At 35.4% G+C, this 24,146-nt stretch carries 27 protein-coding genes; 15 read left to right on the plus strand and 12 right to left on the minus strand.

Annotation, left to right across the window (positions count from 1 at the left end):
• Positions 1-148 precede the first annotated feature (148 nt).
• The 3 genes from recO to tgt form a co-directional block, all read right to left on the minus strand.
• Positions 149-958, minus strand: coding sequence for a DNA repair protein RecO (gene recO, locus E4N74_RS00430; RefSeq protein WP_255805780.1), 810 nt, complete (start codon positions 956-958; stop codon positions 149-151).
• 2 nt (positions 959-960) lie between these two features.
• Positions 961-2,451, minus strand: coding sequence for a HEAT repeat domain-containing protein (locus tag E4N74_RS00435; protein WP_255818255.1), 1,491 nt, complete (start codon positions 2,449-2,451; stop codon positions 961-963).
• A gap of 66 nt (positions 2,452-2,517) precedes the next feature.
• Positions 2,518-3,651, minus strand: a complete 1,134-nt coding sequence (gene tgt, locus E4N74_RS00440; protein WP_255818257.1) for a tRNA guanosine(34) transglycosylase Tgt — start codon at positions 3,649-3,651, stop codon at positions 2,518-2,520.
• A gap of 233 nt (positions 3,652-3,884) precedes the next feature.
• Between tgt and E4N74_RS00445 the strand changes: the two genes are divergently transcribed.
• Together E4N74_RS00445 and E4N74_RS00450 are read left to right on the plus strand one after the other, a co-directional pair.
• Positions 3,885-4,124, plus strand: coding sequence for a DUF6364 family protein (locus E4N74_RS00445; protein WP_255818259.1), 240 nt, complete (start codon positions 3,885-3,887; stop codon positions 4,122-4,124).
• Positions 4,117-4,545 (plus strand): type II toxin-antitoxin system VapC family toxin, encoded by a 429-nt coding sequence (locus E4N74_RS00450; protein ID WP_255818261.1) that lies wholly within the window; start codon positions 4,117-4,119, stop codon positions 4,543-4,545. The genes E4N74_RS00445 and E4N74_RS00450 overlap by 8 nt, the downstream gene beginning before the upstream one ends.
• 188 nt (positions 4,546-4,733) lie before the next feature.
• On the opposite strand, the gene E4N74_RS00455 is transcribed toward E4N74_RS00450, so the two are convergent.
• Entirely contained in the window at positions 4,734-5,213 is a 480-nt protein-coding gene (locus E4N74_RS00455) for a hypothetical protein (protein ID WP_255805784.1), read from the minus strand.
• A gap of 177 nt (positions 5,214-5,390) precedes the next feature.
• Between E4N74_RS00455 and E4N74_RS00460 the strand changes: the two genes are divergently transcribed.
• Positions 5,391-5,672, plus strand: a complete 282-nt coding sequence (locus E4N74_RS00460; protein ID WP_255805785.1) for a helix-turn-helix domain-containing protein — start codon at positions 5,391-5,393, stop codon at positions 5,670-5,672.
• 67 nt (positions 5,673-5,739) lie between these two features.
• Here E4N74_RS00460 and E4N74_RS00465 read toward each other — a convergent pair whose 3' ends face one another.
• The 5 genes from E4N74_RS00465 to E4N74_RS00485 form a co-directional block, all read right to left on the minus strand.
• Complete coding sequence (locus tag E4N74_RS00465; RefSeq protein WP_255818262.1) at positions 5,740-6,150, minus strand: hypothetical protein; 411 nt, start codon at positions 6,148-6,150, stop codon at positions 5,740-5,742.
• Positions 6,151-6,263: 113 nt separating this feature from the next.
• A complete protein-coding gene (locus E4N74_RS00470) occupies positions 6,264-6,776 on the minus strand; it encodes a GNAT family N-acetyltransferase (RefSeq protein WP_253688725.1) in 513 nt (170 codons plus the stop codon).
• Positions 6,773-7,027 carry a type II toxin-antitoxin system TacA family antitoxin gene (locus E4N74_RS00475; protein ID WP_253688724.1) on the minus strand — a complete coding sequence of 85 codons (255 nt, stop codon included), beginning with the start codon at positions 7,025-7,027 and terminating at the stop codon, positions 6,773-6,775. Before E4N74_RS00475 ends, E4N74_RS00470 begins: the two co-directional genes overlap by 4 nt.
• 342 nt (positions 7,028-7,369) lie before the next feature.
• Entirely contained in the window at positions 7,370-7,642 is a 273-nt protein-coding gene (locus tag E4N74_RS00480) for a type II toxin-antitoxin system RelE family toxin (RefSeq protein WP_255805787.1), read from the minus strand.
• A complete protein-coding gene (locus E4N74_RS00485) occupies positions 7,635-7,868 on the minus strand; it encodes a hypothetical protein (protein WP_002692434.1) in 234 nt (77 codons plus the stop codon). Before E4N74_RS00485 ends, E4N74_RS00480 begins: the two co-directional genes overlap by 8 nt.
• Positions 7,869-8,049: 181 nt before the next feature.
• Between E4N74_RS00485 and E4N74_RS00490 the strand changes: the two genes are divergently transcribed.
• The 5 genes from E4N74_RS00490 (at position 8,050) to deoC (ending at position 15,004) form a co-directional block, all read left to right on the plus strand.
• On the plus strand, positions 8,050-9,027 hold the full coding sequence (locus E4N74_RS00490; RefSeq protein ID WP_255818273.1) for a hypothetical protein: 978 nt from the start codon (positions 8,050-8,052) through the stop codon (positions 9,025-9,027).
• Positions 9,028-9,079: 52 nt separating this feature from the next.
• Positions 9,080-9,805 carry a gamma-glutamyl-gamma-aminobutyrate hydrolase family protein gene (locus E4N74_RS00495; RefSeq protein ID WP_145475228.1) on the plus strand — a complete coding sequence of 242 codons (726 nt, stop codon included), beginning with the start codon at positions 9,080-9,082 and terminating at the stop codon, positions 9,803-9,805.
• A gap of 62 nt (positions 9,806-9,867) precedes the next feature.
• Entirely contained in the window at positions 9,868-11,415 is a 1,548-nt protein-coding gene (locus E4N74_RS00500; RefSeq protein ID WP_255818275.1) for a fibronectin type III domain-containing protein, read from the plus strand.
• The gene (locus E4N74_RS00505; RefSeq protein WP_044978585.1) at positions 11,405-14,284 is read left to right on the plus strand and encodes a tetratricopeptide repeat protein; all 2,880 of its coding nucleotides are present in this window, start codon (positions 11,405-11,407) and stop codon (positions 14,282-14,284) included. Before E4N74_RS00500 ends, E4N74_RS00505 begins: the two co-directional genes overlap by 11 nt.
• A gap of 69 nt (positions 14,285-14,353) precedes the next feature.
• Positions 14,354-15,004 (plus strand): deoxyribose-phosphate aldolase, encoded by a 651-nt coding sequence (deoC, locus tag E4N74_RS00510; protein WP_044978586.1) that lies wholly within the window; start codon positions 14,354-14,356, stop codon positions 15,002-15,004.
• A 54-nt stretch (positions 15,005-15,058) separates the two neighbouring features.
• Here deoC and E4N74_RS00515 read toward each other — a convergent pair whose 3' ends face one another.
• Positions 15,059-15,541, minus strand: a complete 483-nt coding sequence (locus E4N74_RS00515) for a ferritin (RefSeq protein WP_044978587.1) — start codon at positions 15,539-15,541, stop codon at positions 15,059-15,061.
• Between the two features lie 256 nt (positions 15,542-15,797).
• Between E4N74_RS00515 and E4N74_RS00520 the strand changes: the two genes are divergently transcribed.
• From E4N74_RS00520 to E4N74_RS00530, 3 genes are read left to right on the plus strand one after another with little or no spacing between them, the layout of a single operon-like run.
• Positions 15,798-16,703, plus strand: a complete 906-nt coding sequence (locus tag E4N74_RS00520) for an ATP-binding cassette domain-containing protein (RefSeq protein ID WP_044978588.1) — start codon at positions 15,798-15,800, stop codon at positions 16,701-16,703.
• The gene (locus E4N74_RS00525) at positions 16,687-17,466 is read left to right on the plus strand and encodes an ABC-2 family transporter protein (RefSeq protein WP_255805790.1); all 780 of its coding nucleotides are present in this window, start codon (positions 16,687-16,689) and stop codon (positions 17,464-17,466) included. The genes E4N74_RS00520 and E4N74_RS00525 overlap by 17 nt, the downstream gene beginning before the upstream one ends.
• On the plus strand, positions 17,450-18,229 hold the full coding sequence (locus E4N74_RS00530; RefSeq protein WP_255805791.1) for an ABC-2 family transporter protein: 780 nt from the start codon (positions 17,450-17,452) through the stop codon (positions 18,227-18,229). The genes E4N74_RS00525 and E4N74_RS00530 overlap by 17 nt, the downstream gene beginning before the upstream one ends.
• A gap of 35 nt (positions 18,230-18,264) precedes the next feature.
• On the opposite strand, the gene E4N74_RS00535 is transcribed toward E4N74_RS00530, so the two are convergent.
• Complete coding sequence (locus tag E4N74_RS00535; protein ID WP_255805792.1) at positions 18,265-19,698, minus strand: M20 family peptidase; 1,434 nt, start codon at positions 19,696-19,698, stop codon at positions 18,265-18,267.
• Between the two features lie 139 nt (positions 19,699-19,837).
• On the opposite strand from E4N74_RS00535, the gene mgtE reads away from it, so the two are divergent.
• The gene (mgtE, locus tag E4N74_RS00540; RefSeq protein ID WP_044978593.1) at positions 19,838-21,196 is read left to right on the plus strand and encodes a magnesium transporter; all 1,359 of its coding nucleotides are present in this window, start codon (positions 19,838-19,840) and stop codon (positions 21,194-21,196) included.
• A gap of 5 nt (positions 21,197-21,201) precedes the next feature.
• Entirely contained in the window at positions 21,202-21,828 is a 627-nt protein-coding gene (locus E4N74_RS00545; protein ID WP_255818278.1) for a diacylglycerol/polyprenol kinase family protein, read from the plus strand.
• A gap of 23 nt (positions 21,829-21,851) precedes the next feature.
• Here E4N74_RS00545 and E4N74_RS00550 read toward each other — a convergent pair whose 3' ends face one another.
• Positions 21,852-22,508, minus strand: coding sequence for an HAD family hydrolase (locus E4N74_RS00550; RefSeq protein WP_044978594.1), 657 nt, complete (start codon positions 22,506-22,508; stop codon positions 21,852-21,854).
• Positions 22,509-22,678: 170 nt separating this feature from the next.
• Between E4N74_RS00550 and trxB the strand changes: the two genes are divergently transcribed.
• Positions 22,679-23,632: a thioredoxin-disulfide reductase gene (gene trxB / locus E4N74_RS00555; RefSeq protein WP_044978595.1), complete on the plus strand. Its 954-nt coding sequence runs from the start codon at positions 22,679-22,681 to the stop codon at positions 23,630-23,632.
• 173 nt (positions 23,633-23,805) lie between these two features.
• Positions 23,806-24,123 carry a thioredoxin TrxA gene (trxA, locus tag E4N74_RS00560; protein WP_044978596.1) on the plus strand — a complete coding sequence of 106 codons (318 nt, stop codon included), beginning with the start codon at positions 23,806-23,808 and terminating at the stop codon, positions 24,121-24,123.
• Positions 24,124-24,146: the final 23 nt, after the last annotated feature.

Consider the following 24,146-nt stretch of genomic DNA (forward strand, 5'->3'; position numbering starts at 1 on the left):
ACGAGATAGATGAAAAAAATCGTAATTTTTTAAAAAGAAATTATAACAAACACAAATGCAACGTATTTTTTTACGTTTCATTTACGTTTGAAACGTATTTTTCTTTCGTTTTATTTGCGTTTGCAAAATGAGTTTAAAATTTACTGAATTACAACAGAAAATCACAGGATTCGAGGGTTTTAAAATTTGAACCTGCGGCAGCTCTTATAAGATAGAATAAAAAATCTTTTAATTCGGCGTAGCCTTGATCAGAGAGGTTTAATTCTCTTGAAATTTTGGGGATAAGATTTTGAACTGCAAAGAGGTATAAAAGGCTTTCCCGTGAAAGCGGAAAGGCCGATTCATGTTTATCCAGACAGGAACTGCACACGCAAGAATCCTCATGCGGAACGAAAAAAAAGTTTTTTTCGGCGTAAGAAAAGGCTGAAACACTTTTATTAAGGCAATCCGTTTCCGGTATGTTGCTTGAAATCCTTATTCCGCAGCGGCAGCAATGTTCCATATCGGGAGCAAGCCCCGATAAGGAGATTACCCTCCACAAAAAACGGAGCAAGGCTGTTCGGCATTCGCCCTCGGAAGAAACGGCACTTCCCGTTAAAAAGGAATTTATGATTTGCCAATCGATGTTTCCTTTAAGTTTTACGGCTAATTCGGCTGCAAAGGCGGCGCACCAAATACGGGTCAGGTTATCGCTTAGGCCTATTCGGTAGTCGCTTACCTTAAAGTCGCTTATCTTGTTTGAATTTTTTATGGGATTGGAATAAATCCAAACTTCTCCTGTGTGATAAGGAATTACCATGCTTCGCAGTTTGCTTTTAGGCCCTCCGAATAGGGCTGCATCTATCAGCTTGCAGGAGTGTTCCGTATCGGGCAAGAGGAGGAGGGCGTTTCTGTGCCCCTCCCCGAATGTCTTCAATGAAAGGACAAGGGCTTCGGAAGACCAAGAGCGGTTTGCCATTTTTATTTAGTGCCTGTCTGACCTGCTTGGGACTCCGGAACCTTGTCATCGGTTTTACTTTGTGTAGAACCCGTCTGTAAGAGGTCTTTAGCCCTTCGGCTTAAAGCTCCGTTTTTTTCGTCTTCGGCAATTAAGGAAACAAGTGGTATCAGTTCAGGGTATTTATTTCGTTTGAACATATCAAGCCCTATGCTCTTAAAAGCGGGGTCATTATGGTTTAGATAGGCCTCAGCTATCGGGGCTGTTCCTTTGTTTTCGACTTTTGAAATAACCTTGCCGATCTCTGCGGAAAATTTATTTTGCTTTTTGTCCGAAATAGCTTTTAGTGATGCCGTTTTTACGTCCTCGAAAATTACATCAAAGTTATTCTTTAAAAGGTTTTCGGCAATTTTTAAACGGAGGGATAGTCCTGTTCTTTCTTCATTAAAAGAATCTATAAGCCATTCGTTTGCTTCCGCATTGTTAAAATGGGAAAGAGCTTCGACGGCAGTCAGCTTTACAACATTTTCAGGGTCTTTTTTTGCCCGGTATAAAATAAAGGGAACGGCATCTTCTGCTTTTTCTTCTTTTGCGGACTGAACGGCTTGAAGTCTTACTTTATAATAGGAATCTTTGAAAGCTTGCATTAAAATATTTTTTGCCTCCGGTACTTTAAAACCTGCAATTCCTTTGATCGCCGCCGTTCTTAAAACCGGATCTTTATTTTCAAAAAGTTCCGATAAAACCGGAACGGCTCTTTCGTCGCCTATTTTTCCAAGTGCCGAAGCCGCACTTCCTCTTATGATGGAATTTTCATCGGAATCTTCAACAACTCTAATTAAAAAATCCCATATTTCGGGTGTGTGTAATTCTTCCAATGCAAACATTATGTTTTGTTTTATTATCAGTGATTTTTTTTCGTCATCGGAGCTTTCAGAATCAAAAAGTTCCGTAAGAAAAACGGCATCTTCCGGTTTTCCTATTTTTCCTATTGCCGAAATACAGATGTCTCTATACTCGTCCTCCTCATCTTTTAAGATTTTACGCAAGGCTTCTATTCCTTCGTATATTTTAAGTTCACTGATATAGGAAATTGCAGAGCGGACGGTTTCTTGGGGGGCATCTTCTTTATTTTCTAAGATAATGAGAGCATCGGTCTTTAAGCAATCGTTCTTTTTTTCGGCAAAGTAAGCAAATAAGGCTTCTCTGATTGCAGGAATTTTGGTTTCGGCAAATATTTTCTGCAAATCGGTATCAAAGCGGTCATCTTCATCGGCTTTTAGTTTTTTTATAAGCTCCAAGATATCGTCGCCGATGCCGTAAAGAATCGTATCTCTTTTTTCTTCAAATTCCGAAACTTCTTTTTTCTTTTTTTCATCAGCTTTAGCTGCCTGATTTTCTGAAGGAGCTTGAGCAGTTTCTTGGGATGCAAGCTGAACTGTTAAGCTAAAAACAAAGAGGCTTAATAAGACCGATTTTAAAAAAAAGTTTAATTCTTTTTTTAGATTTTTCATAAATTATCCTCCGTGATACAAGTTTTTGCCTTACAAAACACTAACGGCTTTAAGGCATACAAAACGCTAACGGTTTTCATATTTCTTTAAAAAGTTTTTATAATAATCGTTAAAAGAATCGTTTTGAATCGCTTCCCTTATGTCCTGTATCATACTATATAAAAAAACCAAGTTATGATAAGTTGCAAGCATTGAGTATAAAATTTCTTTTGTTCTAAATAAATGTCTCAAATAGGCCCTTGTATATTGTCGGCAAACCTTGCACTTGCATTGAGAATCGATGGGGTTAAAGTCGAACTCGTATTCTTTGCGCTTAATTGAAATGGCTCCTTCATGGGTAAAGAGGTTTCCGTTTCGGGCATTGCGTGAAGGCAGCACGCAGTCGAAAATGTCGACTCCGTTTTTTACGGCTTCAAGGATGTAGTCGGGGGTTCCTATTCCCATTACATAGATGGGCTTATTTTTAGGGATCTGCTTTGCCGTAAAGCTCAAATATTCTTGATAGAGGTCTTTAGGTTCTCCTATGGAAAGGCCGCCTATGGCAATTCCCCTAGGTTCATGCTTTAAGATAGCTTCAAGACTTTGAAGTCTTAGGTCTTCAAAAAAACCGCCCTGCACAATAGGAAAGAGGGCTCCGTCATATTCATCGGGGGTATTGTGCCAAGCTGCAAAGGCCCTGTCGAGCCAGTTCATAGTTATTTTAAGGTCGGCAAGGGTTTGGGTTTTGCTTATCCCAAAAGAAGAGCAGATGTCCAGCTGCATTTGAATGTCGCTGTTAAAGCCCGTCTGCAATTCTACCGCAATTTCAGGGCTTAAAAATTGACGGCTTCCGTCTATGTGGCTCTGAAATTTTACACCTTCTTCGGTAATTTTTCTTAATTGTGAAAGCGAAAAAACTTGAAAGCCCCCGGAATCGGTTAAAAAGTTTTTTTTCCAGCCTGAAAAGCCGTGTAAGCCTCCTGCCGCTTTTATAACTTCAATTCCCGGCCGTAAAAAAAGATGGTACGTATTGGCTAAGATAATTTCAAAACCTATTTCGTCTAAGTCATCCTTTGTCATCGCCTTTACGGTAGCCGCCGTTCCCACAGGCATAAAGGCCGGAGTAAGCACCTTTCCATGAGGCAGCTCCAAAACTCCCGTCCTTGCAGGAGAAGCCGCATCTTGATGTAAAAGTGTAAAAATTTCTTTTTTTTCTTTCATTAAATGTTCAATCCTTTAACTATTTGAAAGTTTATCACAAAGACGGTAAAAAATCAATTAAAGGGGAGGTTGCCGGTAGGGACAGCTGGGGTTCGGTATTTAACCGCAACGAGGTTTGTCCGTATATCGGTTGCGAACCCATGTTAGACTTATTATCGCTCAGAAGTAAAAATAATAATGTTATCACTATATCATTTATAGATTTTATGATATAATATCAGAGAGGTGACTAAATGAAAACTGAATTGATTTTAAAAATAGATAAAAATATTGCTGAATCGATGAGAGATTATGCGGTCAAAAATAAAAAAAGTATGTCAAAATTTGTTGAAGATCTTTTTAATAATTCACTGGGTATAACTCAAAGGATAGAAGAAATATCTCCGCTTGTCAAAGAATTGAGCGGCATTATAAAAGAGCAGGATTTAGAAAATATAAGTTATATGAGTTATTTGGAAAAAAAATATGAGTAAAAAAATATTTGTTGATTCAGATGTAATTTTAGATATTTTATGCCAACGTGAACCCCATTATGAATATGCTGCTTATGTATTTTCATTGAGTGATACAAAAAAAATTGTTTTATATACAACATCGTTGGTATTTTCAAATGTATATTATATACTTAGAAAGTTATTAGGCATACAAAAATCAAAAGAAGCATTACGAAAACTGAGGTTGCTTGTTAAAGTAATATCGGTAGAAGAAAAAGAAGTAGATTTAGCTTTGAATTCAAAGTTCTCAGATTTCGAAGATGCTTTACAATATTATACAGCAATGAGGTATGGAATAAAAATATTATTAACACGAAATATAAAAGATTATAAAGAAAGGGAAATAATAGTACAAACACCTAAAGAATTTATAAGCGATAATAAAAAAATTAAAGTCTAACACCCGTTTCAACCTGACATTGCGAACAGCTGAGACTCGGTATTTAACCGCAAGGGGAGAGAAAAGGGCAAAAGTGCCCCAAACCTAATGACTTTAGCCGATGTACGGCTTACTCCATTTTGTTTAATGTAAGCCGAACTAAGCAGTTCTAAGGTTGAAGTGGTTGGTAGGAATTATAATTAACACTTTCAGTGAAGATTACAAGCTGACGCTATCATTGAATATAAACTTTGTGCCGTTTCTCGCGTCATAAAACTAATATCTTTAGCACCAAATGTTCCACTGATATTTACACTATAAAATTTTGTAATTTTATTGTCTGAACTTATATTAACATCAAAATTCAATGATGCTCCAATAATTTCATCTAAACTAACAGTTTTTTGCTGTAATTTAGCAAAAGGTTTAAAAAGTGCTATAAAATAATCAGGTTTAAACTTTATCACTCTTTCATTTAAGTCCAAAACAGTTCCTTGTTTCTCTATTCTCCACCAAATAAAGTTAAGAAAAACAACTATAGGTATTCCTATAGACCAAAGCGGAGTGTGTATTACTTCATTGAAATACCTTATGTAAATAAACAAAGAAGCAATAATAACTCCAGCTGAAAGCAATAAACCTTGCGAAGTAAATTTAATTACATTTTCTCGACATCTCTTTACGCCCATAATTAACCTCCAGATTAAACTGTCTTTATAATATTTATTATTTCATAATAGTAAATGTTGATGTAAGATCCACATTAGAGTTTCCCCAAGCGATTAGCTTGTCAACATAACTATATTTATAATTATATCATACTATATTTAATTGTGTCAATACTATATTTAGTTAAAATATTACGAATGAGTGTGTTTTTAAGAGAACAACAAAATCTTGTTATCGGCAGACTTCGTAAAGAAAGAGAAAAAGCAGGTTTATCCCAGTTAGAATTGGCTTTGCGGGCAGACCTTTCCCAAAATATGATCAATTATATTGAAACAGGTAAAAGAACCCCAAGCCTTGATACTCTTTTAAAAATTTGTCATGCTCTGAATATCAATCCGGCTGTTCTTTTTTCCGATACGGAAGAAGAAAAGGCAGAAGCAAAAAAGCAAGTTCTTGATATGATACAAAGATGGATGTAGGCTTTTATTTAAATTAGTCCGTCTAAATTCCCAACAAGTTTTTCTAAGCGATTACCGGGAGGGGGTCTTAAATTTTAAATACCTCGATATTTGGAAAATCTTTTACATCATAATACGGTTCTTCATTTTCCCATAATTGATGAAATCTTACTATAATATGATCGTTAAAATCACAATCCAAATAAACATAAAAATTTTTATTTGGAAAACTTGTTTTTAAATTTTCAATTAAATTTTTCGTAATTAATTTTGCGGAAGTTACGGCTATATGTTGAGCTCGTTTTTTAACTTTACCACAAATATGAATATGATTTTCATATGCCTCTAATTGTGTTTTATCAGATACTTTATCCAATGAATTTATCATTGAATCTTGAGTTTTTAAAAATATATATTCATTATTTTCAGAATCCATTGCTGTATAAAATTTGGGGAAGAGAATATCTTGTAATTCGATAATAGTTTTAAAACAATTCATATCTTTTTATATTACCTCGCACCCCAGCGTTGAAGCGGGTGTTATGGAATTTTATTTTTACTATTCCAATCAATTTCTATTGTTTGGAATAAAATTAAAAAAATAATACAATATTATTTTTGGATTGCTTTTCTTATTGTATCAATCACTATGAAATAAGATAGCTCCTCATCCATGAATTTTTGAAACCCGTAATGTTCATAAAAGCTTTTTGAAGTTTCTTTCGCATCTACTATTATCAAATATAGGCCTGTTATCTCTGCGACTTGAATAGTCTTTATAAAAACTTGTGAAAGAAGCCATCCTCCTACTCCTTTCCCCTGTAATTCTTTATCAACAGCAAGCCTTGCAATTCTTAATGCAGGAATTGGATATTTCGGCAATTTATCTCTATATTCATCTGGGATTTTTTGATAAGCCACTTGAGCTGTCGCTAATGTAAAATAGCCTGAAACGAAGTTATTGTGATTCAAAGCAACAAAAGTTCTACCTATACCTAACTCATCATTCTTTATTGCATATTGTGATAAAAATTCATTTAACACTTCAATATCACAATCAAATTTTCTAAGTATCGATTTTTGTTGTATTTCTTTGATTGAAACTAATCTATAACTGCTAATCATTGAAATAATTTTTTCAAAGCCTCATTTGGTTCCGGCGGATTATCTAAAGCCATCATCACTAAATCTCTATCACGATTAGAAAGTACAAGAGTGTCATTTTCCGTTAAATCTATTTGTGCTTGTTTTAATGAAGTTGAAAGAATATATGAAGAGAGAGAAATATGTTTAAGTTCAGCAGCTTTCTCAAGTGTAAATTTTTGCTGAATACTAGCTCTCAAGTCAATTTTTACATCTTTTAATGCAACTGCCATTTTTATTACCTCCATAGTAAGTATATCATAAGATGTATAATTTGTACATACAATATATAGATATTTTCAAAAACTTCATACACAAGCCGATGCTGCATGTTGATTCTTCTTTACAACTTTCCTGTTAAATCACCTATTAATTTTTCATAAGGCGGCGGATTTCATAATGAGTCCACATTACCAATCCGGTTCCTTTATGCTTTCTTCCAAAGATTCTTTACCCGTTTCAAGAATAGATTCTCTCATTCCCGGAATAGAACATAAATATAATGTTTTATGATTTGAACACATCCTCATAATTAAAGCGTACTGTATATGGTACGCCTTGTCAAGGTCTGTTTTTTATTTATAAGCATATTTTCGAGCTTCTATGTCAATAATAAATACTATAACTTTTTCTTCTGACACTTTATAAAAAATACGGAAGGCTCCTAATCTAAAGCGATATATCTCTTTGTAAATGCCTTTTAATTTTTTTATGTTAGGTCCGAAATGCGGATTTTTTCTTAATATGGGATATACATAACTTTTTATTTTTTGATATATAAATTCGTACTTTTTTGATTTTATTTTTTTCTCAAAAGCCGCTGTTTCTGCAATTTTATAGTTAGTCAATTACTTTATACCTTCCTGCAGATATATCCGATAGGCCTTTTTTTAAGTCTTTTTCGAATTCGAGTATTTCCTGCATTTCTTCATCATCAACGATAGATTCATTGATGGTATAGTTTAATGCTGCATATTCCATATAATTTGAAATAGTGCGTTTTTGTCCTTCGGCTGCTTTTTTAAATATATCGTATATAGTATTGTCTATGCGTATGGTAATGGTTTTTTGCACTTGTTTTCCTCCTCTTCAAATATATTCAATTTTATTCAATTTGTCAAGATTTTTCTATCACGTAAAATCAATTTTACTCGATAAGCATTTTATAGCCTCCATTGAATAAGATATAAATTTATGCTATACTCGAGCCGATTAAAATAAAGCGATTTAATAGGCCAATACAACGAGGAATGATATGCGGAATTTTTTTACTAATATTAAAGAAAAGTTTTCAGGTATAAACAAAAATTATTCTGAAAATGTTTTAAATTCATATACTGCTAAATTGGTTCAAGTGCTGCAATCTATTGATAATCATATAGAGTATGAAATTGAGCTTGCGAATAATGTAGGCTTAAAACAGGATATATTGGATAAATATGATCCTGTTAAATACATCATTGAACTTGATACTCAAATATTGAAGAAAATCAAAAATTCGGAAAAAACTTTTTACGGCTTTTACAAAAAAGCAATTTTTTTGGATTTAACAGGATTTAAACATGTAAATGAAAAGATATACAGCGAACTTTTGTATAGAATGTTCGAAATGTCGGCAAGTAATAAAAACATGGATGTAAATAAATTTATAAGAGAATTCTATGCCTATTGCAACAAGAATTACTTTGCCTATTCCGGAGAAGAAATTATTAACCGGTTAAAAAAATATCTACAGCTGGCTGAACCCTATATAATAAAAACAAAATATGAGGATAGCTCACAAGAAGATTTTAGAAGCAATTCCGGTCAGCAAGAAAATACAGACTTTTTTGCCGAAACAAAAGAAGATGCTTACGGAGTTAAATTGATTATAGACCTGCTGTTTCAATACAATATAGAAGATATAAAATCATTAAATAAAATGCTAAAAAAAGCAGGCGGCTTCCATTTTTTTGTATGGATTATTCTTCCTATTGTGATAATTTTTTTAGGTGGTATTGCTCGCTCGAATGGGGACATTTCTGATGATATTTTTTGTTGGATTCTTGTTGCATGTTTAATAATTGCCGTAATCAACCTGAGCTTATTTATTTACAGGGCCGCAAAAATAAAATATCTTAAAAAATCCATCATGAAAATTGCAATTGCCGCAAAGATAGGCGAAAATTATATCTATTCTTCTTTAAAAGACCGATACGGAAAAAAAATAAAAAAGCTTTTAAAGTGGAAGTAATCTAAATACAATAGGATTTTTAATCCTTTAAAAACTATTACAGGAGTTTATTATGAAAAAACCGCTTATAGGAATTACGGGCAGCTGCCTTTATGAAACCTCGCAAAACCTCTTTGCAGGTTATGAAAGAATGTACACCAATGCCGACTATGTGAATTCGGTACTTGCCTCAGGCGGGGTACCTTTAATGCTTCCTATAATCGATGACGAAGAAGCTATTCAAAGACAGCTTGAAAACCTTTCAGGGATTATAATTATGGGCGGGCATGATGTAGAGCCTCATTTTTTTAATGAGGAGCCTCTTTCCTGTCTTGGCGAAATTCTACCTAAGCGGGATGTTTACGAACTGAGCCTTATCAAAGCGGCTAAGACTTTAAAAAAGCCTATTTTGGGAATTTGCAGGGGCATGCAGATTTTAAATGTTGCCTTCGGCGGATCGCTTTATCAAGACCTTTCACTCATAAAAAGAGATATTCAAATACAGCATCTACAAAAAGCCCGCCCTCAAGAGCGCACTCATTCTATCAAGACCGAAGATAATTCTATTATGCAAAAAATTTTCGGAAAAGAAAATATGGTTAATTCCTATCATCATCAGGCGGTAAAAGACCTTGCAAAGGACTTTAAAATTACGGCTTATGCTCCTGACGGCATAGTTGAAGCCATCGAATACACAGGAGAAGGCTTTATGATGGGTGTTCAGTTTCACCCTGAAATGACAGCGGCTGTTTATAAGGCTTCATTGGACCTGTTTAAAGAATTTATAAGTCATTGCTAATTTTTTGCTAAAAATAAATAAAAAGATATTCTTGATGTACAAGGCTTTTTTGCCGATAATAGGTGCAGATTATGTGTAAATTTAAACTAAATTTGCGAAAAAGCTCCTTATTGAGCTTTGTACTTTTTACTATTCTCTTAAATTCCGCTTTTTCCGAAGATGCAGTGATAAATTTCGGAGGAACATTCGGGTGGAACAATCTTATCTATTCTAATAATATAGAACAAAGAAACGGGAAATTTGGATTGAAATCCTTAGGTCTATCATCAGCTCCTCAAAATATTACCGAAAGTACGGATATGTATCTCAGTTTCGATTTTAAGGAGACGGTTGAAGAAACCGGAAATTATACTGTGGAGAAAGCTTCTCTTATCCATATTGAAGCTCAAAAAGCAAAGTATGGAGAAGGGGCTGCCCTATGTTATGATAATCCGGGCAAAGAGAGTCTGATTTTAAAACCGTCGAAAGGGGCTTTTTTTTCGGGGACTAAAATAGTAAAATCTTTTACAATAGAATTCTGGCTATGCCCTCAGACAACAGAAAGCGGGAGTACTATTTTACGCTGGTGGACTTCTCTGGTTGACGGAAACAAAACAATGTACCAAAATATAGCGGCCGGTATTTTTCACAATAAGCTGGAATGGTCATTTTTAAATATTTGGCAGGATAAAAATAACAAAGGCCTTGATATAAAACTTACAGGAAAGTCAAACATAATACCTGAAATTTGGAGTCATCATCTTATTACCTATGATGAAAATACAGGGCTCTTGGAATATAGAATGAACGGAAAGACCGAAGCCATTACATATATGACCGATACGGGAAGAGAGAGCCGGCAGGTGCTGCATTCCGTTCTAGGAACCTCATCCGATGTTCTTATCGGTTTAAACTATTCCGGTCTAATAGATGAACTTAAAGTAACAAACTTTTTTTCCAAATTCGGAATGCCTTGGGAAATATCTTCCTTGTTTGAAAAATATCCCCAAGACGGAGGCCGTATCGAAACAAATATAATCGATACCGGAGGGAATAAATCCCGGCCTCTCATATTAAAAGCCTTATATGAAACCCCGGAACAAACCGATGCGGAATTTTTTATCAGAACTGCCGATAGCCCTTTTAATTGGAATGGAACCTACCCTGAATGGAAAAGTATTAAACCGAATGAAGAGATAAAAAATATTTCCGGCCGTTTTTTTCAGATTGCTTGTAATATTTATTCCGATTCGGAAGGGCTTAAATCGCCGATTATTCATTCATTTTCTTTAGAGTATGAAAAAGATAATCTTCCTCTTCCTCCTGCGAAGATTATTGCAAGGGCAGGAGATTCATCCGTTTACTTATCTTGGCCGCCTTCAATAGATACGGATGTAAAGGGGTATTTAATTTATTTTGGAAATAAAAAGGGTGAATACTTTGATGAATTATCGCCTATAGATGCGGGAAATGTAACAAATTATAAAATAGAAAATTTAAAAAACGGCAAATTGTACTTTTTTGCGATAGCTGCTTATGATGAAGAAAACGGAGAACATGCCGATGATACATCAAAAGAGGTGTGGGCTAGGCCTCTGCAAAGTAAAAAGGAAGGAAAGAATGTCGAGTAATTTGAACATTATAATTGAGCAGGCTAATTCAGCTATTTTATCTCGTGATTATGACTTTGCTGAAAAAGTTTTGTTAAATCAGCTGAAAAAGGAAAAAAAAACACCCGATGAGTATTACCTGTTAAAAAGTATTTTGGGAAAACTGTATATCCGATCAGGCGATATAAAAAAAGGTTTAGAAGTCTATAAAGAATTAAATTCTCTTGATGCAAATAATGTAGATATTTTAAATAATATGGGAGTAATATATCGCCGTCTTAATATGCTTAACGAATCGGTAGTTATATTGGAAAAAGCGAAGGCTATTGACAGTAAAAACGAAACTACTATTTATAATTTGGGAAACACATATAAACAAAAGGGCGATTATCAACACGCTATACAATGTTTTATGGACGTGCTGGAAATAAAGCCCGATGATGCCCTTGCTTATAATCATTTGGCAAGTGTGTATTTTTTATGCAAAGATTATTCAAAAGCTCTTGAAGTTTATAAGATGGGCTTAAAAGTTGATCCTAATCATCCTTTTTTAAATTTTAATCTTGCAGATGTTTATAAGGCACAAAAGCTTTATAAAGAAGCCGTCAATTCATACCAAACTGCTTTAAAGACAAAACCTAATTGGCCTGAAGCTTTAAAAGCCATAGCTGATTGTTATGTCGAAATGGGAGATTTGCAAAAAGCAATTGAAACATATAAAATTATTATAGAATCAAACGGTTCTTCTGAAGAAAATTTTACCGGCTTGGCCGGACTTTACCAAAAGAAGCATCAAGATAAACTTGCTGAAGATTTTTATAAAAAAGCTATCTCTATAAATGATAATTTTTTACCTGCAGTGTTGGAATATTCCAATATGCTTAAAACTCAAAAAAGATACTTTGACGCTTATAGTATTTTGATAAACGCTAAAGAAAAAAATCCCGATAATAAAGACTTGCTATTGAGTACGGCAGATGTATGCTTGATGCTTGAAGATTATGCAAAAGCGAAAGAAATCTTAAATCATTTAAGTAAACAAATTAAGGGTGATAAAGATATTCTTAAAATGCAGGGTAAACTTTATTCCGTATTAGGAGACACTAAAAAGGCAGAGCTTATTTTTGAACACCTGTTGCAGATATCTCCAAGTGAAATAAATATGCGTGCAGAACTGGCTGACCTTTATTTTCATAACGATAAATATAAAGAGGCTGCCGGTGAGCTGATTAAATATCTAAATGAAAGACCCCAAGAAATTTCTGCACGTCTAAAACTAGGAAAGGCCTATGAACAAATGCAAAAATATGATTTAGCCAAGCATGAATATAACAAGATAATAAAAAACGATTCAAAAAATACTGAAGCTCTTGCAGCAATTTTGGAGCTAAATAAAAAAGAAGGAAATACAGCTGAAGCCGTCCGGCTTGCAAATGAAATTGTTGATATTCGAACGGATAGTATCGAAGACGATGATATAAATGGCTTATCCGAGTCGGTTCAATTATATGAAGACGCTGTCAGCTCTTATGGGGATGATGGAATTCTTAATAAAAACCTTGATAAACTTAAGTTTCCGGAAGAAGAGCTTGATATAAGTCTCGAACAAGAACTAAAAGAGGTAGGAGATGTAAACTTTGAAGATGACGATGAAATTACCCTTAGTGAAAGTTTTGAAGATATGCCGGATTTGGAAATGCCTTTTGATGATTTGATGGAATTGGCCGATGATGAAGATCTTAACAAAGAAGAAGATGAAGACTCTTTAGAAAATTTAGTTTATGTTGATGCTCCGATTGATGATAGCCCCGAAATGATTGATGGATATGATTCTCCTGATTTTAGCAATTCAGGTTTAGGAAAAAATCACAAAAATGATATGCCTGAGGAAGAATTTCAACTTCAAGATACTTCAAAACAAAAAGATGCTGCAGAAGAAATGCAAATCCCTCAATCTCCGCCGTCTCAAATTCCTCCAAACGAAAATATTAAGCCTTCACAACCTCAATCAAGTTCTGCTATGCAGCAACCTGAATATTCTGCCGGAGTTAGCCCTACAGCAAAGCCGAATGCAGCTAGCAACTTTGATTCGGAAGATGAAGAAATTGAAATGGGACCGGAATTGAAAACCGCACCTCAACCGAAAGCAGAATCTCAACCGAAAGCTCCGCCTCAATCGAAAGCTGTACCTCAATCGCAAGACGTTTCCAGTCCCTTATCTGAAATACCGGCAGAAAAAAACTCACCTAAAACTTCCGGCGAGCCTAAACTTGATGAAAAGGATCTAAGTGCTGAAGATTTTTTAAGCAATGAAGATAAATTAAATAATGAAAACGGGATAGTGGATGGCCTTCCTGTCAGCTCCGATGATGCTCTTTTGGACACTGCCGATACGGCTTCCAATTCTCTTCTCCCATCTTCAGTCGATAATGATTTGGAATTATCCAAAATACTTGATGAAGATACTAATATGATTTCTAAAAATCCGCATAAGGGAATTCTGCCTCATAATTTAAAAAATTCTCCTCAATTTGAAGAAGAGTTGAATATAATCGAAAGTTATGAAATTGTCAAACTCTTTGTATATTTGCGTGATTTGTTGGATAACCTTCCTGCCATAGAATTGAAAGACTTTCTTATAAGTAATGAGCGAATTCAAATGGAATATGTTATAAATAAACTATCGGGCGATGTGGGATTAAAACGCAGAATGATTCTCTTAAATGTAAGAGGTGCTTTGAAAAAAACAATCGAACCTAAGACTTCCACAGATAAAACTTTAAAAGATGTTTTAGGCTACCTGCGGATAGTTGCATCCCAGCTGCCTGACAAAGGGTTTGCATCCGCTTGCATAGGAAAAATCAATAATCTGATAAAACAAATCGAATAAAGTTTTGATAGGTTAATAACTGGACAAAAAACAAAATATATATTATTCTTGCTAGACAGGAGTTTAAATATGGAATTAAATAAATATATAGATCATACCCTTCTTAAACCTACGGCTTCCGAAAAGGATATAATTAAAATTTGTGATGAAGCAAAGAAATATCATTTTGCTTCCGTTTGTGTAAATCCGTGTAATGTTTTATTGGTGAGTAGGGAGCTTAAAGGTTCCGATGTAAAGGTATGCAGCGTTATTTCTTTTCCCTTTGGAACTTCTTCAACAGAGGTAAAAGTAGAAGAGGCTAAAAAAGCAATTGAAGCCGGAGCGGAAGAGATAGACATGGTTATAAATGTCGGAAAACTTTTAGAGGGAGATTTGAAATATACTCAGAATGAAATAAATGCTGTTACAAAGGCTTGCCATGAAAAGGATGTTCTTCTTAAAGTAATTGTCGAAACTTGTTATCTTGAAGAAAAAAATATTGCAGATATTTGTGCCGTTATCGAAAAAGCGGGAGCGGATTTTATAAAGACTTCGACAGGCTATGGAAGCCGAGGTGCTTCGGTTGAAGATATAAAACTGTTTAAAAAGTATTTAAAAAAAGATACAAAGATAAAGGCTTCAGGCGGAATACGTACCCGTGAAGATGCTGAAACCTATATCGGTTTGGGCTGTTCAAGGATAGGAGCCAGCAGCGGCATATCAATAGTTACCGACAAGTAAATTGTTATAAAGTAACCTCTAAAAAACTGAAGTTTTTAGAGGTCACCCTTAGATTTAAGCTCTCTTGCCGAGTTCTTTATCCAGAATCATAAGGCCCGTATTGCCGTCAATGTACTTAAACTTATCAAGGATAGCTGTAGCATTGGCTTCCTCTTCAACCTGTTCATTGATAAACCAAGTTAAGAAACTTTGAGTTTTATAATCTTTTTCGGCAATGGCCAGCTCGTAAAGATTTGTAATTGAAGCGGTTACAAATTTTTCGTGTTCTAAAACCTTTTTGATTACATCTACCGGTTTTCCGTATTCGGTACTTTGGGCACCGATAGCTCCTAAAACCGGCTTTGCTCCTATTTCAAACAAATATTTGTATATTTTAAGAGCATGTTCCATTTCTTCCTTAGCTTGAAGCTGCATCCAATGGGCAAACCCCAAAAGAGCCTCAGCTTCAAAATGTACAGCCATACCTAAATATAAATAAGCCGATTCCATTTCCTTGTTAATCTGCTCGTTTAAAGCCTTAGTAATTTTTTCGTTCATAATATTTACCGCCTTTTGTATGTTAATATATTAAAGGTAACACTATTTTTATCTATAGTCAAGTAAGAAATTCCATTATTTTCTGCTATAAAATTTGAGAAAATGCTAAAAACAACATTTTACAGAAGAATTATGGACTGTGATTGCCTAAAAATTGATTTTCGTGTTTTTGTACAATACTTAAATAAGCCTTGATTTTATTTAATATATAAGATACACTTATTCAATATTAAAAAATAAGGGATTGATTAAACTTATGTCCTTGGAACAAATTATCTATGCAGAATCGCTTTCCAAAAAATATAAGATGAGGGAAGATTACGCTGTTGAAGACTTTTCGTTAAAGCTGAATTGCGGCGAAATATTAGGGCTTCTCGGCCCCAATGGGGCCGGCAAAAGTACGATTATAAAAATGCTCTTAGGGATTATAAAACCCACAAGCGGAGAAGTCAAGGTTTTTAATAAAAATCCTCTTAAATTTTCTTATCAAGATAAAAAGAAACTTGGTGTTTTTCTCGGAGGTAAATCCAACCTGATTTATCATCTTCCTGTAATTGAAACAATAAAACTTTTTAAGACAATGTATAAAATACCCAATGATATTTATCAAGATAATATAAAAAAATTTTCAAACATTTTAGGGTGTAAAGATTTTCTAAATAATAAAACAGCGACTCTTTCTTTGGGACAAAAAATTCGTGCCGAACTTTTATGTATTTTAATTTATGAGCCGTCCCTGCTTATTTTGGATGAACCTTCTTTAGGTTTGGATATAGAAGGTAAAAGGACGCTGCGGAATATTCTTCAAAATCTGGCATTAAATAAAAATATTTCAATCATAATTACTACTCACGATATTTTGGACATGCAAAAACTATGCAGCAAAATTATTTTAATTGCCAACGGTAAAAAGCTTTTTGAAATGAACCGTCTTCAGTTGGATGCGTATCTTGACAAATATACAAGTTTGACTACAAATGTTGAATTGGATTGTAAACTATTTGATATTAAAAAAACCGATGAAACTCTAACAGGCGATAGGCGTTATTTATTAAAAAGAAATCAAGCCGATTCCGTAAGTAAAACACTTGCAGAGCTTAATGCAAATATAAAGTATGAAGAGCCTAATTTAGAGGATTTGCTTTATGAATATTATAAATAGATTTTTTTTAATTTCCTTAAAAAAGAATTTTGCCTATCCCGCAAATTGTTTTTTTATTATACTTGATGATCTCTTCGATCTTGCCGGAATATGGATTTTTTGGAATTCTCTTTTTGCGTTGGGGTTAAAGGCAGCAAGTTGGAATTACAATAGTTTGACCGTATTTATGGGATTTAGTTTTATATGCACGGCAATTTCTGCATTATTTATCGGAACATATTTTATTGAATATTATATTTTAAACGGAAGTTTGGATCTATGTTTGGTAAAACCCATAAATCCTATCCTTTATATTTTATTGGAACGGGCTAACTTTTTTAGAATTTCATTCAGATTTTTGTTGGGCTTAGGATTTGTTCTATACGGCTTGATAAAATTACAAGCTCTAAAAGTTCTCATACCGGCTCTTATAATTTGTACAGCCGCAACCGTTGCTATAGAAAACATTCGTCTAACCGTTTCTTTTTTAGGTTTCAAAATAGGGAAGGCATATGAATTGCTTGAGTTAAGTTTTTCTTTTTTAGAAATAAAAAAATACCCTCTTAATTTTTTTCCTGCCGTACTGCAAAAAATTTTTACCTATGTAATTCCGGTTATGTTTACTGCTACAGCGCCAGCACGGTTATATTCTTTTTCCGGCGGAAAGAATTATTTTCAACTATTTATTTGGATGATAGTTTTAAGCATACAGTTTTTTCTATCTTATATTCTTTGTAATACCGCATTAAAAAAAGGATTAAGCCTATATGAATCTGCCGTTTAAAAAATATTTAATGTTTTCGATTGCAAAGATTAAGGAAGAAAATCAATTTAAAATAGATTTTATATTATCTTTTTTTTCAATCTTCATAAGTTCAATTATTTTTTTACTTCTTTTTAAAAATATTTTTTTTAATTCTAAGACTGTAAACTTTAAGTATATAACCGGTTACTATATAACGGTAAATATAATTTTTTATTCCGTTTCTTCTGCAATGTATATTGCATATAATTTGATGGAAAATATAAATTCAGGATCAATAGTTCCTCTTTTGATGCAGCCTGTAAATTATATTTTTAGAATTTATATGGAGGCTTTCGGTTTGTTTTTTATCCGCTTAATTATAAATATAATTTTTATTGCAGCCGTTAAAATATTTTTGTTAAATTCTTTTAGTTTGTCTTCAATTTTAATAGGTTTATTTGCTTCAATCCTAGGTTTTTCTATTTTATTTTTTATTCAAGCAATTATCGGCTGCTTTACGGTTTGGTTTACGGATATTACCAGATTTAGAGACTGCATGTATTCTGTTTTACTTATTTTAGGAGGAAAATTTTTTCCTGTAGAATATCTGTATGGAAATTTAAAACATACGGTAAAATATACTCCCATTCCCTATGTTTTTGATACGCCTGCCCGGTGCTTTTTAGAAAAGATAAGTTTTTCGGAATTACAGGCGCAAGGTTTATGGTTTATAATTTTATTTTCAATTTTATTTTTGCTTTTTAATTTAAAAGTAAAACATAATATTGAAATGGGCAGCTAAAAATCTTCTGCCTATGTTTTTAGAGACCCCATAAGTTAAAATTTATTCATTATGCGCACAAAAAAACTGAGTGTCCGTTTAAACTCGTCTAAGCGTATTCTTTCGTCATTGCCGTGAATCAGCCCCCGTTCCTCTTTTGTTAAGTGCATTGCAGAAAATCTATAAACCTTATCTGAGATTCTTGAATAATGCCGGGAGTCGGAGCAGGCCATCATAAGGTAGGGGCTTACAAGGGCATCTTCCCATGTCTGTCTTACGGCATCGCTTAAAAGCTCAAATTCGGGGCAATCTATTTTTGAATACCGGCTGGGTTCTTCATCGTATTTGACTTCAATCTTTACGGCCTCATTTTTTATTATCTTTTTAAAATGCGAAATAATGTTTTCTTTTCCATCCTCAGCTAAGTAGCGGATGTTTATGCCTATGCTGGCCTTAGGGGGAATAACATTAAAGGCATCGGAACCGGCCATCTTTGTTACGGCTGTAGTGCTGCGGAGCATGGCATTTAATTCCCCGCCTGTTTTTTTTGTGAGCATGTTAAAGAGGGGATAAAAAACTTTCAAATTTGCAAAGACCAATCTCATTCCAAGTCCTGCGTGACGGCCGAGAACATCGAACATAGCCGAAACAGGGGGTGTTACGTGCATGGGGAGGGGATGGTTTTCGATGTTGCAGACAGCCTGAGCAAGTTCTCCGGCAATTGTGTGTCTTGGAGGAGTTGAAGCGTGCCCGCCCTTACTTTCCATCGAAAGCTCCACATCCATCTGACCTTTTTCTCCTATACCTATTACTGCAAACCTTTCTTTTATGCCGGGGAAAATGCCTTCAACTACGGCTCCTCCTTCGTCAAGAACAAAGCCGACATTTATATTTTCTTTTTTAAGCTCTTCGACTATTGCAGGACAGCTTGGGCCGTGCGGCTCCTCATCTCCCGAAAATGAAAGATAAATGTCGTGTTCGGGTACAAAGCCTTTTGAAAGAAGGTACTCGGCAGCTTCCATTACACCGCATAGGGTACACTTCGTATCCAAGGTGCCGCGGCCCCATAGTACATTATCTATAATTTCCGCCCCGAATGGATCTCTGCTCCAGCCATCCCTGTTCACGGGAACTACATCATAATGAGCCATAAAAACGGAGGCCTTTTCGGAACTCTTTCCTTTCCAGTGATACAAAAGCCCCTTGGGTCCTAAAATTCGGCGGGGGCAAGTTTCGGTTACCAGAGGATAGGCCTCATTAAGATAGTCTTGGAATTTCTTAAAAACGGTTGGGTCTTCAAGGCTGACATCGGCATGGGAGACTGTGGGAATCTTTATCATACCGGCAAACCGGCTTATGGATTTATCAAAGTCCATATCTACATCTTCGATTATAGGTTTATTCGGCTTTTTAGGTTTAAATGTGAGAGCCCTTAGCAGCAAAACTAAAGGAAATACAAGAAGCAATAACAGCAGGTATAAGTAATTCATAAGTTTCCTCCATAAAAACTTTCTACTTCGTATTATATCATAAAAAACAGATATTTACAAATACCAAATTATGAGTGAAAGCTAGATTTTTTCTTAAAAATATGATACACTGCCGGCATTATCGTTCGGAGGATATCTTATGGAATTGAAAGAAAACAAGTTTGAACAAATAAAATATTTATTATCCGAAAAACGGTATATTGAAGTACAGAGGACATTGGCCGAGTTAAACGAGGTCGATATAGCCGAATTCCTTGAAAGCGAATCCGCACAAAATGCCATTCTAATGTTCCGAATGCTGCCTAAAAGCATGGCAGCCGAAGTTTTTACTCTTTTACCCAAAGAACAGCAAAGCCGTTTTATAGCCGCCGCTACCGATAAAGAGCTGGTTTCAATATTGGATGAAATCTTTTTGGACGATATGGTTGACATTGTTGAAGAAATGCCTGCAAACGTCGTTAAAAAGATACTAAAAAATACCGGCAGTGAAGAGCGTATGCTTATCAATCAGTTCTTAAAATATCCTAAGGACTCGGCGGGAAGTCTTATGACTATTGAGTACGTAGACTTAAAAAAAGATATGACAGTAAAACAGGCTCTTGATTATATCCGGAAGATAGGTTTGGAAAGCGAAACCATTTACACCTGCTATGTTACCGACAAAAATAGAGTTCTTGAAGGCTTTATTTCTCTTAAAGAATTGGTGCTTGCCGATGAAGATAAAAAGATTGAGCAGATTTTTAATAAAGAGTATATATGTGTAAACACCCATGATGATCAGGAAAAGGTTGCCTTCACTTTTAAGAAGTACGGCTTTTTGGCTCTCCCCGTTGTCGATAATGAAAATCGCCTAATAGGCATTATTACTGTTGATGACATAATGGATGTTATGGAACAGGAAGCTACCGAAGACTTTCAGAGGATGGCCGGTATGCAGCCTAACGAAGAAACTTACCTTGAGACGGGAATCTTTAAACTTGCAAAACACCGAATAGGCTGGCTTCTTTTGCTGATGGTATCGGAAACCTTTACCGGAACTATAATCGAACGATACACCCATTTACTTGCCTCTATGACCATTTTAACGGCCTTTATTCCTATGCTGATGGATACGGGCGGTAATTCGGGAAGTCAATCTTCGACCTTGATTATCCGAGGTTTGGCTACAGGAGAAATAGAGTTAAAGGATTGGAAAAAAGTTTTTTTTAAGGAGCTGGGCATTTCCGTTTTGGTAGGCTTTACCTTAGGCCTTTTTAGTTTTTTAAAATCGGTCTTTCTTGGAGGAAGAAATCCTATGGTTGCCCTTACTGTAGGTGCCACCCTTGTTGCAACCGTAAGTGTAGCAAAGATTACAGGCGGTATTCTCCCCATTATTGCAAAAAAATTAAAACTTGACCCTGCAATTATGGCCGGCCCTTTGATTACGACAATTGTAGATACGGTAAGTTTGATTATTTACTTTAAGATAGCAACTGTTTTGTGTGCAGGAATGTTTTAGTGCCTATGAGTTTTTTAAGAAACTTGAGGTATAAGAAATTTTCTCAAAATGAAAAGATTGAAGTCCTAATAAAGGAAACCTTCCGAAAGACTATCCATCTTTGTGCAGCCTTTGTTCCCCTTTTTGCAAGGCACTTTTTTTACCCAACTATAATAGCCTTGTCCTTTATAACCTGCTTATATACGGTTTTTGAAGTTTTAAGATTAAGAGGTCATAATATTTTTATGATTTCAAGTATTACAGGCTTTGCAGCAAGGAAACGGGATAAGGGAAAATTTGTCTTAGGGCCTGTAACTCTTTCTTTGGGGGTTATAAGCAGTCTTCTTATTTTTCCATTTAAGGAAGCAAGTATAGGAATTATGGCACTGGCTTTAGGTGACGGGCTTGCAAGCCTTGTCGGGAAACTTTGGGGAAGACAGCACCTAAATATTTCCAAAGATAAAACCTTTGCAGGAAGCATCGCCTGTTTTACTGCCGTTTTTATTTCTAGTTTTGCAATAAGCAGGAGTTTTATAAAAAGTCTTTGTATTGCCGTCATCGCAACCGGAACGGAAGCTCTTCCATTAAAGGACTTTGACAATATACTGATACCTCTGGTGTGTGCAGGAGCAGCCTTTATATTGGGTGTCTGAAGTAGAGGCTAAATTAATCGCCCTTAGTTTAAGGCTATTTTTAGGATTTCTTCAGGTTTTGAGATTATTACATCAGCACCAGCTTTTTCCAGTTCGGGACGCTGCCTAAAACCCCATAAAACGCCGATCGTAAAAAGGCCTGCATTTTTTCCGGTTTGAACGTCCGTTGCAGTATCTCCTATGTAAAGGCAATCTTCTTTTTCGAGCTTGAGAATTTTTAAAATTTCGTAGACACCTGCAGGCTCAGGCTTTAAGGGAACGGAATCCCTGGCACCTAAGATACATGAAAAAGTATTTTCGCCGAAAATTGTCTTAACCACTTTTTCTGTTGTGGAGTGGGGCTTATTTGAAAGCACATTTACCGAAATCCCGTTTTTGATTAAATCCGCTAAAAGTTCTTTAATTCCCGGATAGGCCTCGCATAGATAAACGGGGTCGGCATCATAGGCTGCATTATATTCTGTAAGAATTTTTTCTTCTAAGGCCTTATCGTTTTTTCCGGATCGTTCAAGGACTCTTTGTACAAGTTTTCTTGCACCGTTTCCGGTTAATATTTTAAATTCTTCCGCATCTACAGGCGGTATGCCGTATTTAGCCGTTTCAGCGTTTAAAAAATGAGCTATCGAATAAAGAGAATTGGTTAAAGTTCCGTCTAAATCAAAAATACATGCTTTTTTCATAAGGCCTTTATTCTAACAAAAATCGAAAATCTATTCAAGCTAACCGCTGCATTTGTTATATATTTTTAAGTAAAGAACATAAGCTTTTTCATATCAGATAAATATAACCGCTATCTTGATTAAAATAGAAAAAACTGGTATATTTAAGCGTAGATATTTAGGAGGACTTTATGTCAGAAAAATATGATTTGGTTATAATTGGAGGCGGTCCCGGCGGTATGGCCGCAGGAATTTATGCAGCCCGTTCAAAGTTAAAGACGGTTATTCTTGAAGAAAAATCCAATCAAGGCGGGCAGTGCTATATTACTGAAGAAATCGAAAACTACCCCGGTTTTCCTGAATCTTCAGGTCCTGCTCTGACCGAAGCCTTTAAAAAACATGCCGAAAAATTCGGTGTAGAATTTAAAAGAGCAAAGGCCGAAAAAATCGAACTTGTTCCTAATTCGCCTACACGTATCGTTCACGGAAGTGACGGCGTAAAGTATGAATGTTTGGCTGTTGTTGTTGCAACTGGTGCCAGTGCCCGAGAGCTCGGCTGTAAGGGTGAAAAAGAACACTGGGGAAAGGGCGTTTCGTACTGCGCAACATGTGACGGAGCCTTCTTTGAAGAGTGCGAAATCGTAGTTATCGGCGGCGGAGACTCCGCTGTTGAAGAAGCCATGTATCTTACAAAATTTGCCGACAAAGTAACTATCGTTCACAGACGGGACGAGCTTAGAGCTGCAAAATCCATTCAAGAAAAGGCTTTTGCCAATCCTAAAATGGCCTTTAAATGGAATGCCGTTGTTGAAGAGGTTTGCGGAGACGGCCTTGTAGACAGTGTTATCTTAAAGGATACAAAGACAGGCGAAACTTCCAAATTCGATACCGAAGGCGTATTCGTATTTATCGGACACAATCCTCAAACCGCTTTTATTCAGGGCTTGGTTGATCTTGATGAAAACGGCTACATCCTTACAAACGGAAAAATGGAAACAAACGTACCCGGTATTTACGGCGTAGGCGATGTTATTCAAAAAGAATCAAGGCAGGTTGTTACGGCAGCAGCCGACGGTGCTCTTGCCGGTATCTGGGCAGGCCACTATATTGACGATATCAAAGCCAAAATGGCTATGAAAAAATAAGGAGATACGATAAACAGTTCGGCAGGAATTCAGCCTCACTGTTTATCTATCGAGTTTTGTACCAAAGGTACAAAACATCGCATTATTATATGCGGTTTGTAAACAAACCGCTTGAAAAAACTTTTTTTCGGAAACTGAGGTTTCCTGCAAAAAGTTTTTATAGGAGAAAAAAAATGGTTGAATTGACAAAAGAAAATTTTGAACAAGAAGTTCATCAGTCAAAGGGTGTAACATTTGTAGATTTTTGGTCGGAAGGATGCGTTCCTTGTAAACAATTAATGCCGGATGTTCATGCAATGGCAGAACGCCATGCCGGAAAGGCAAAGTTTTGCTCATTCAATATTGACGGTGCAAGGCGTGTTGCTATGAAAGAGCAGGTCTTAGGTCTTCCTACAATGCTCATCTATATTGATGGAGTGCGCAAAGACGGCGTTACGGGAAACGATTTGACCATTGCTAAAATTGAAGAAATGGTTAAAAAATACATCTAATTTTAAGTTTTAATCTTTTAAGC

Source organism: Treponema putidum, assembly GCF_024401155.1.
Lineage (GTDB): Bacteria > Spirochaetota > Spirochaetia > Treponematales > Treponemataceae > Treponema_B > Treponema_B putidum.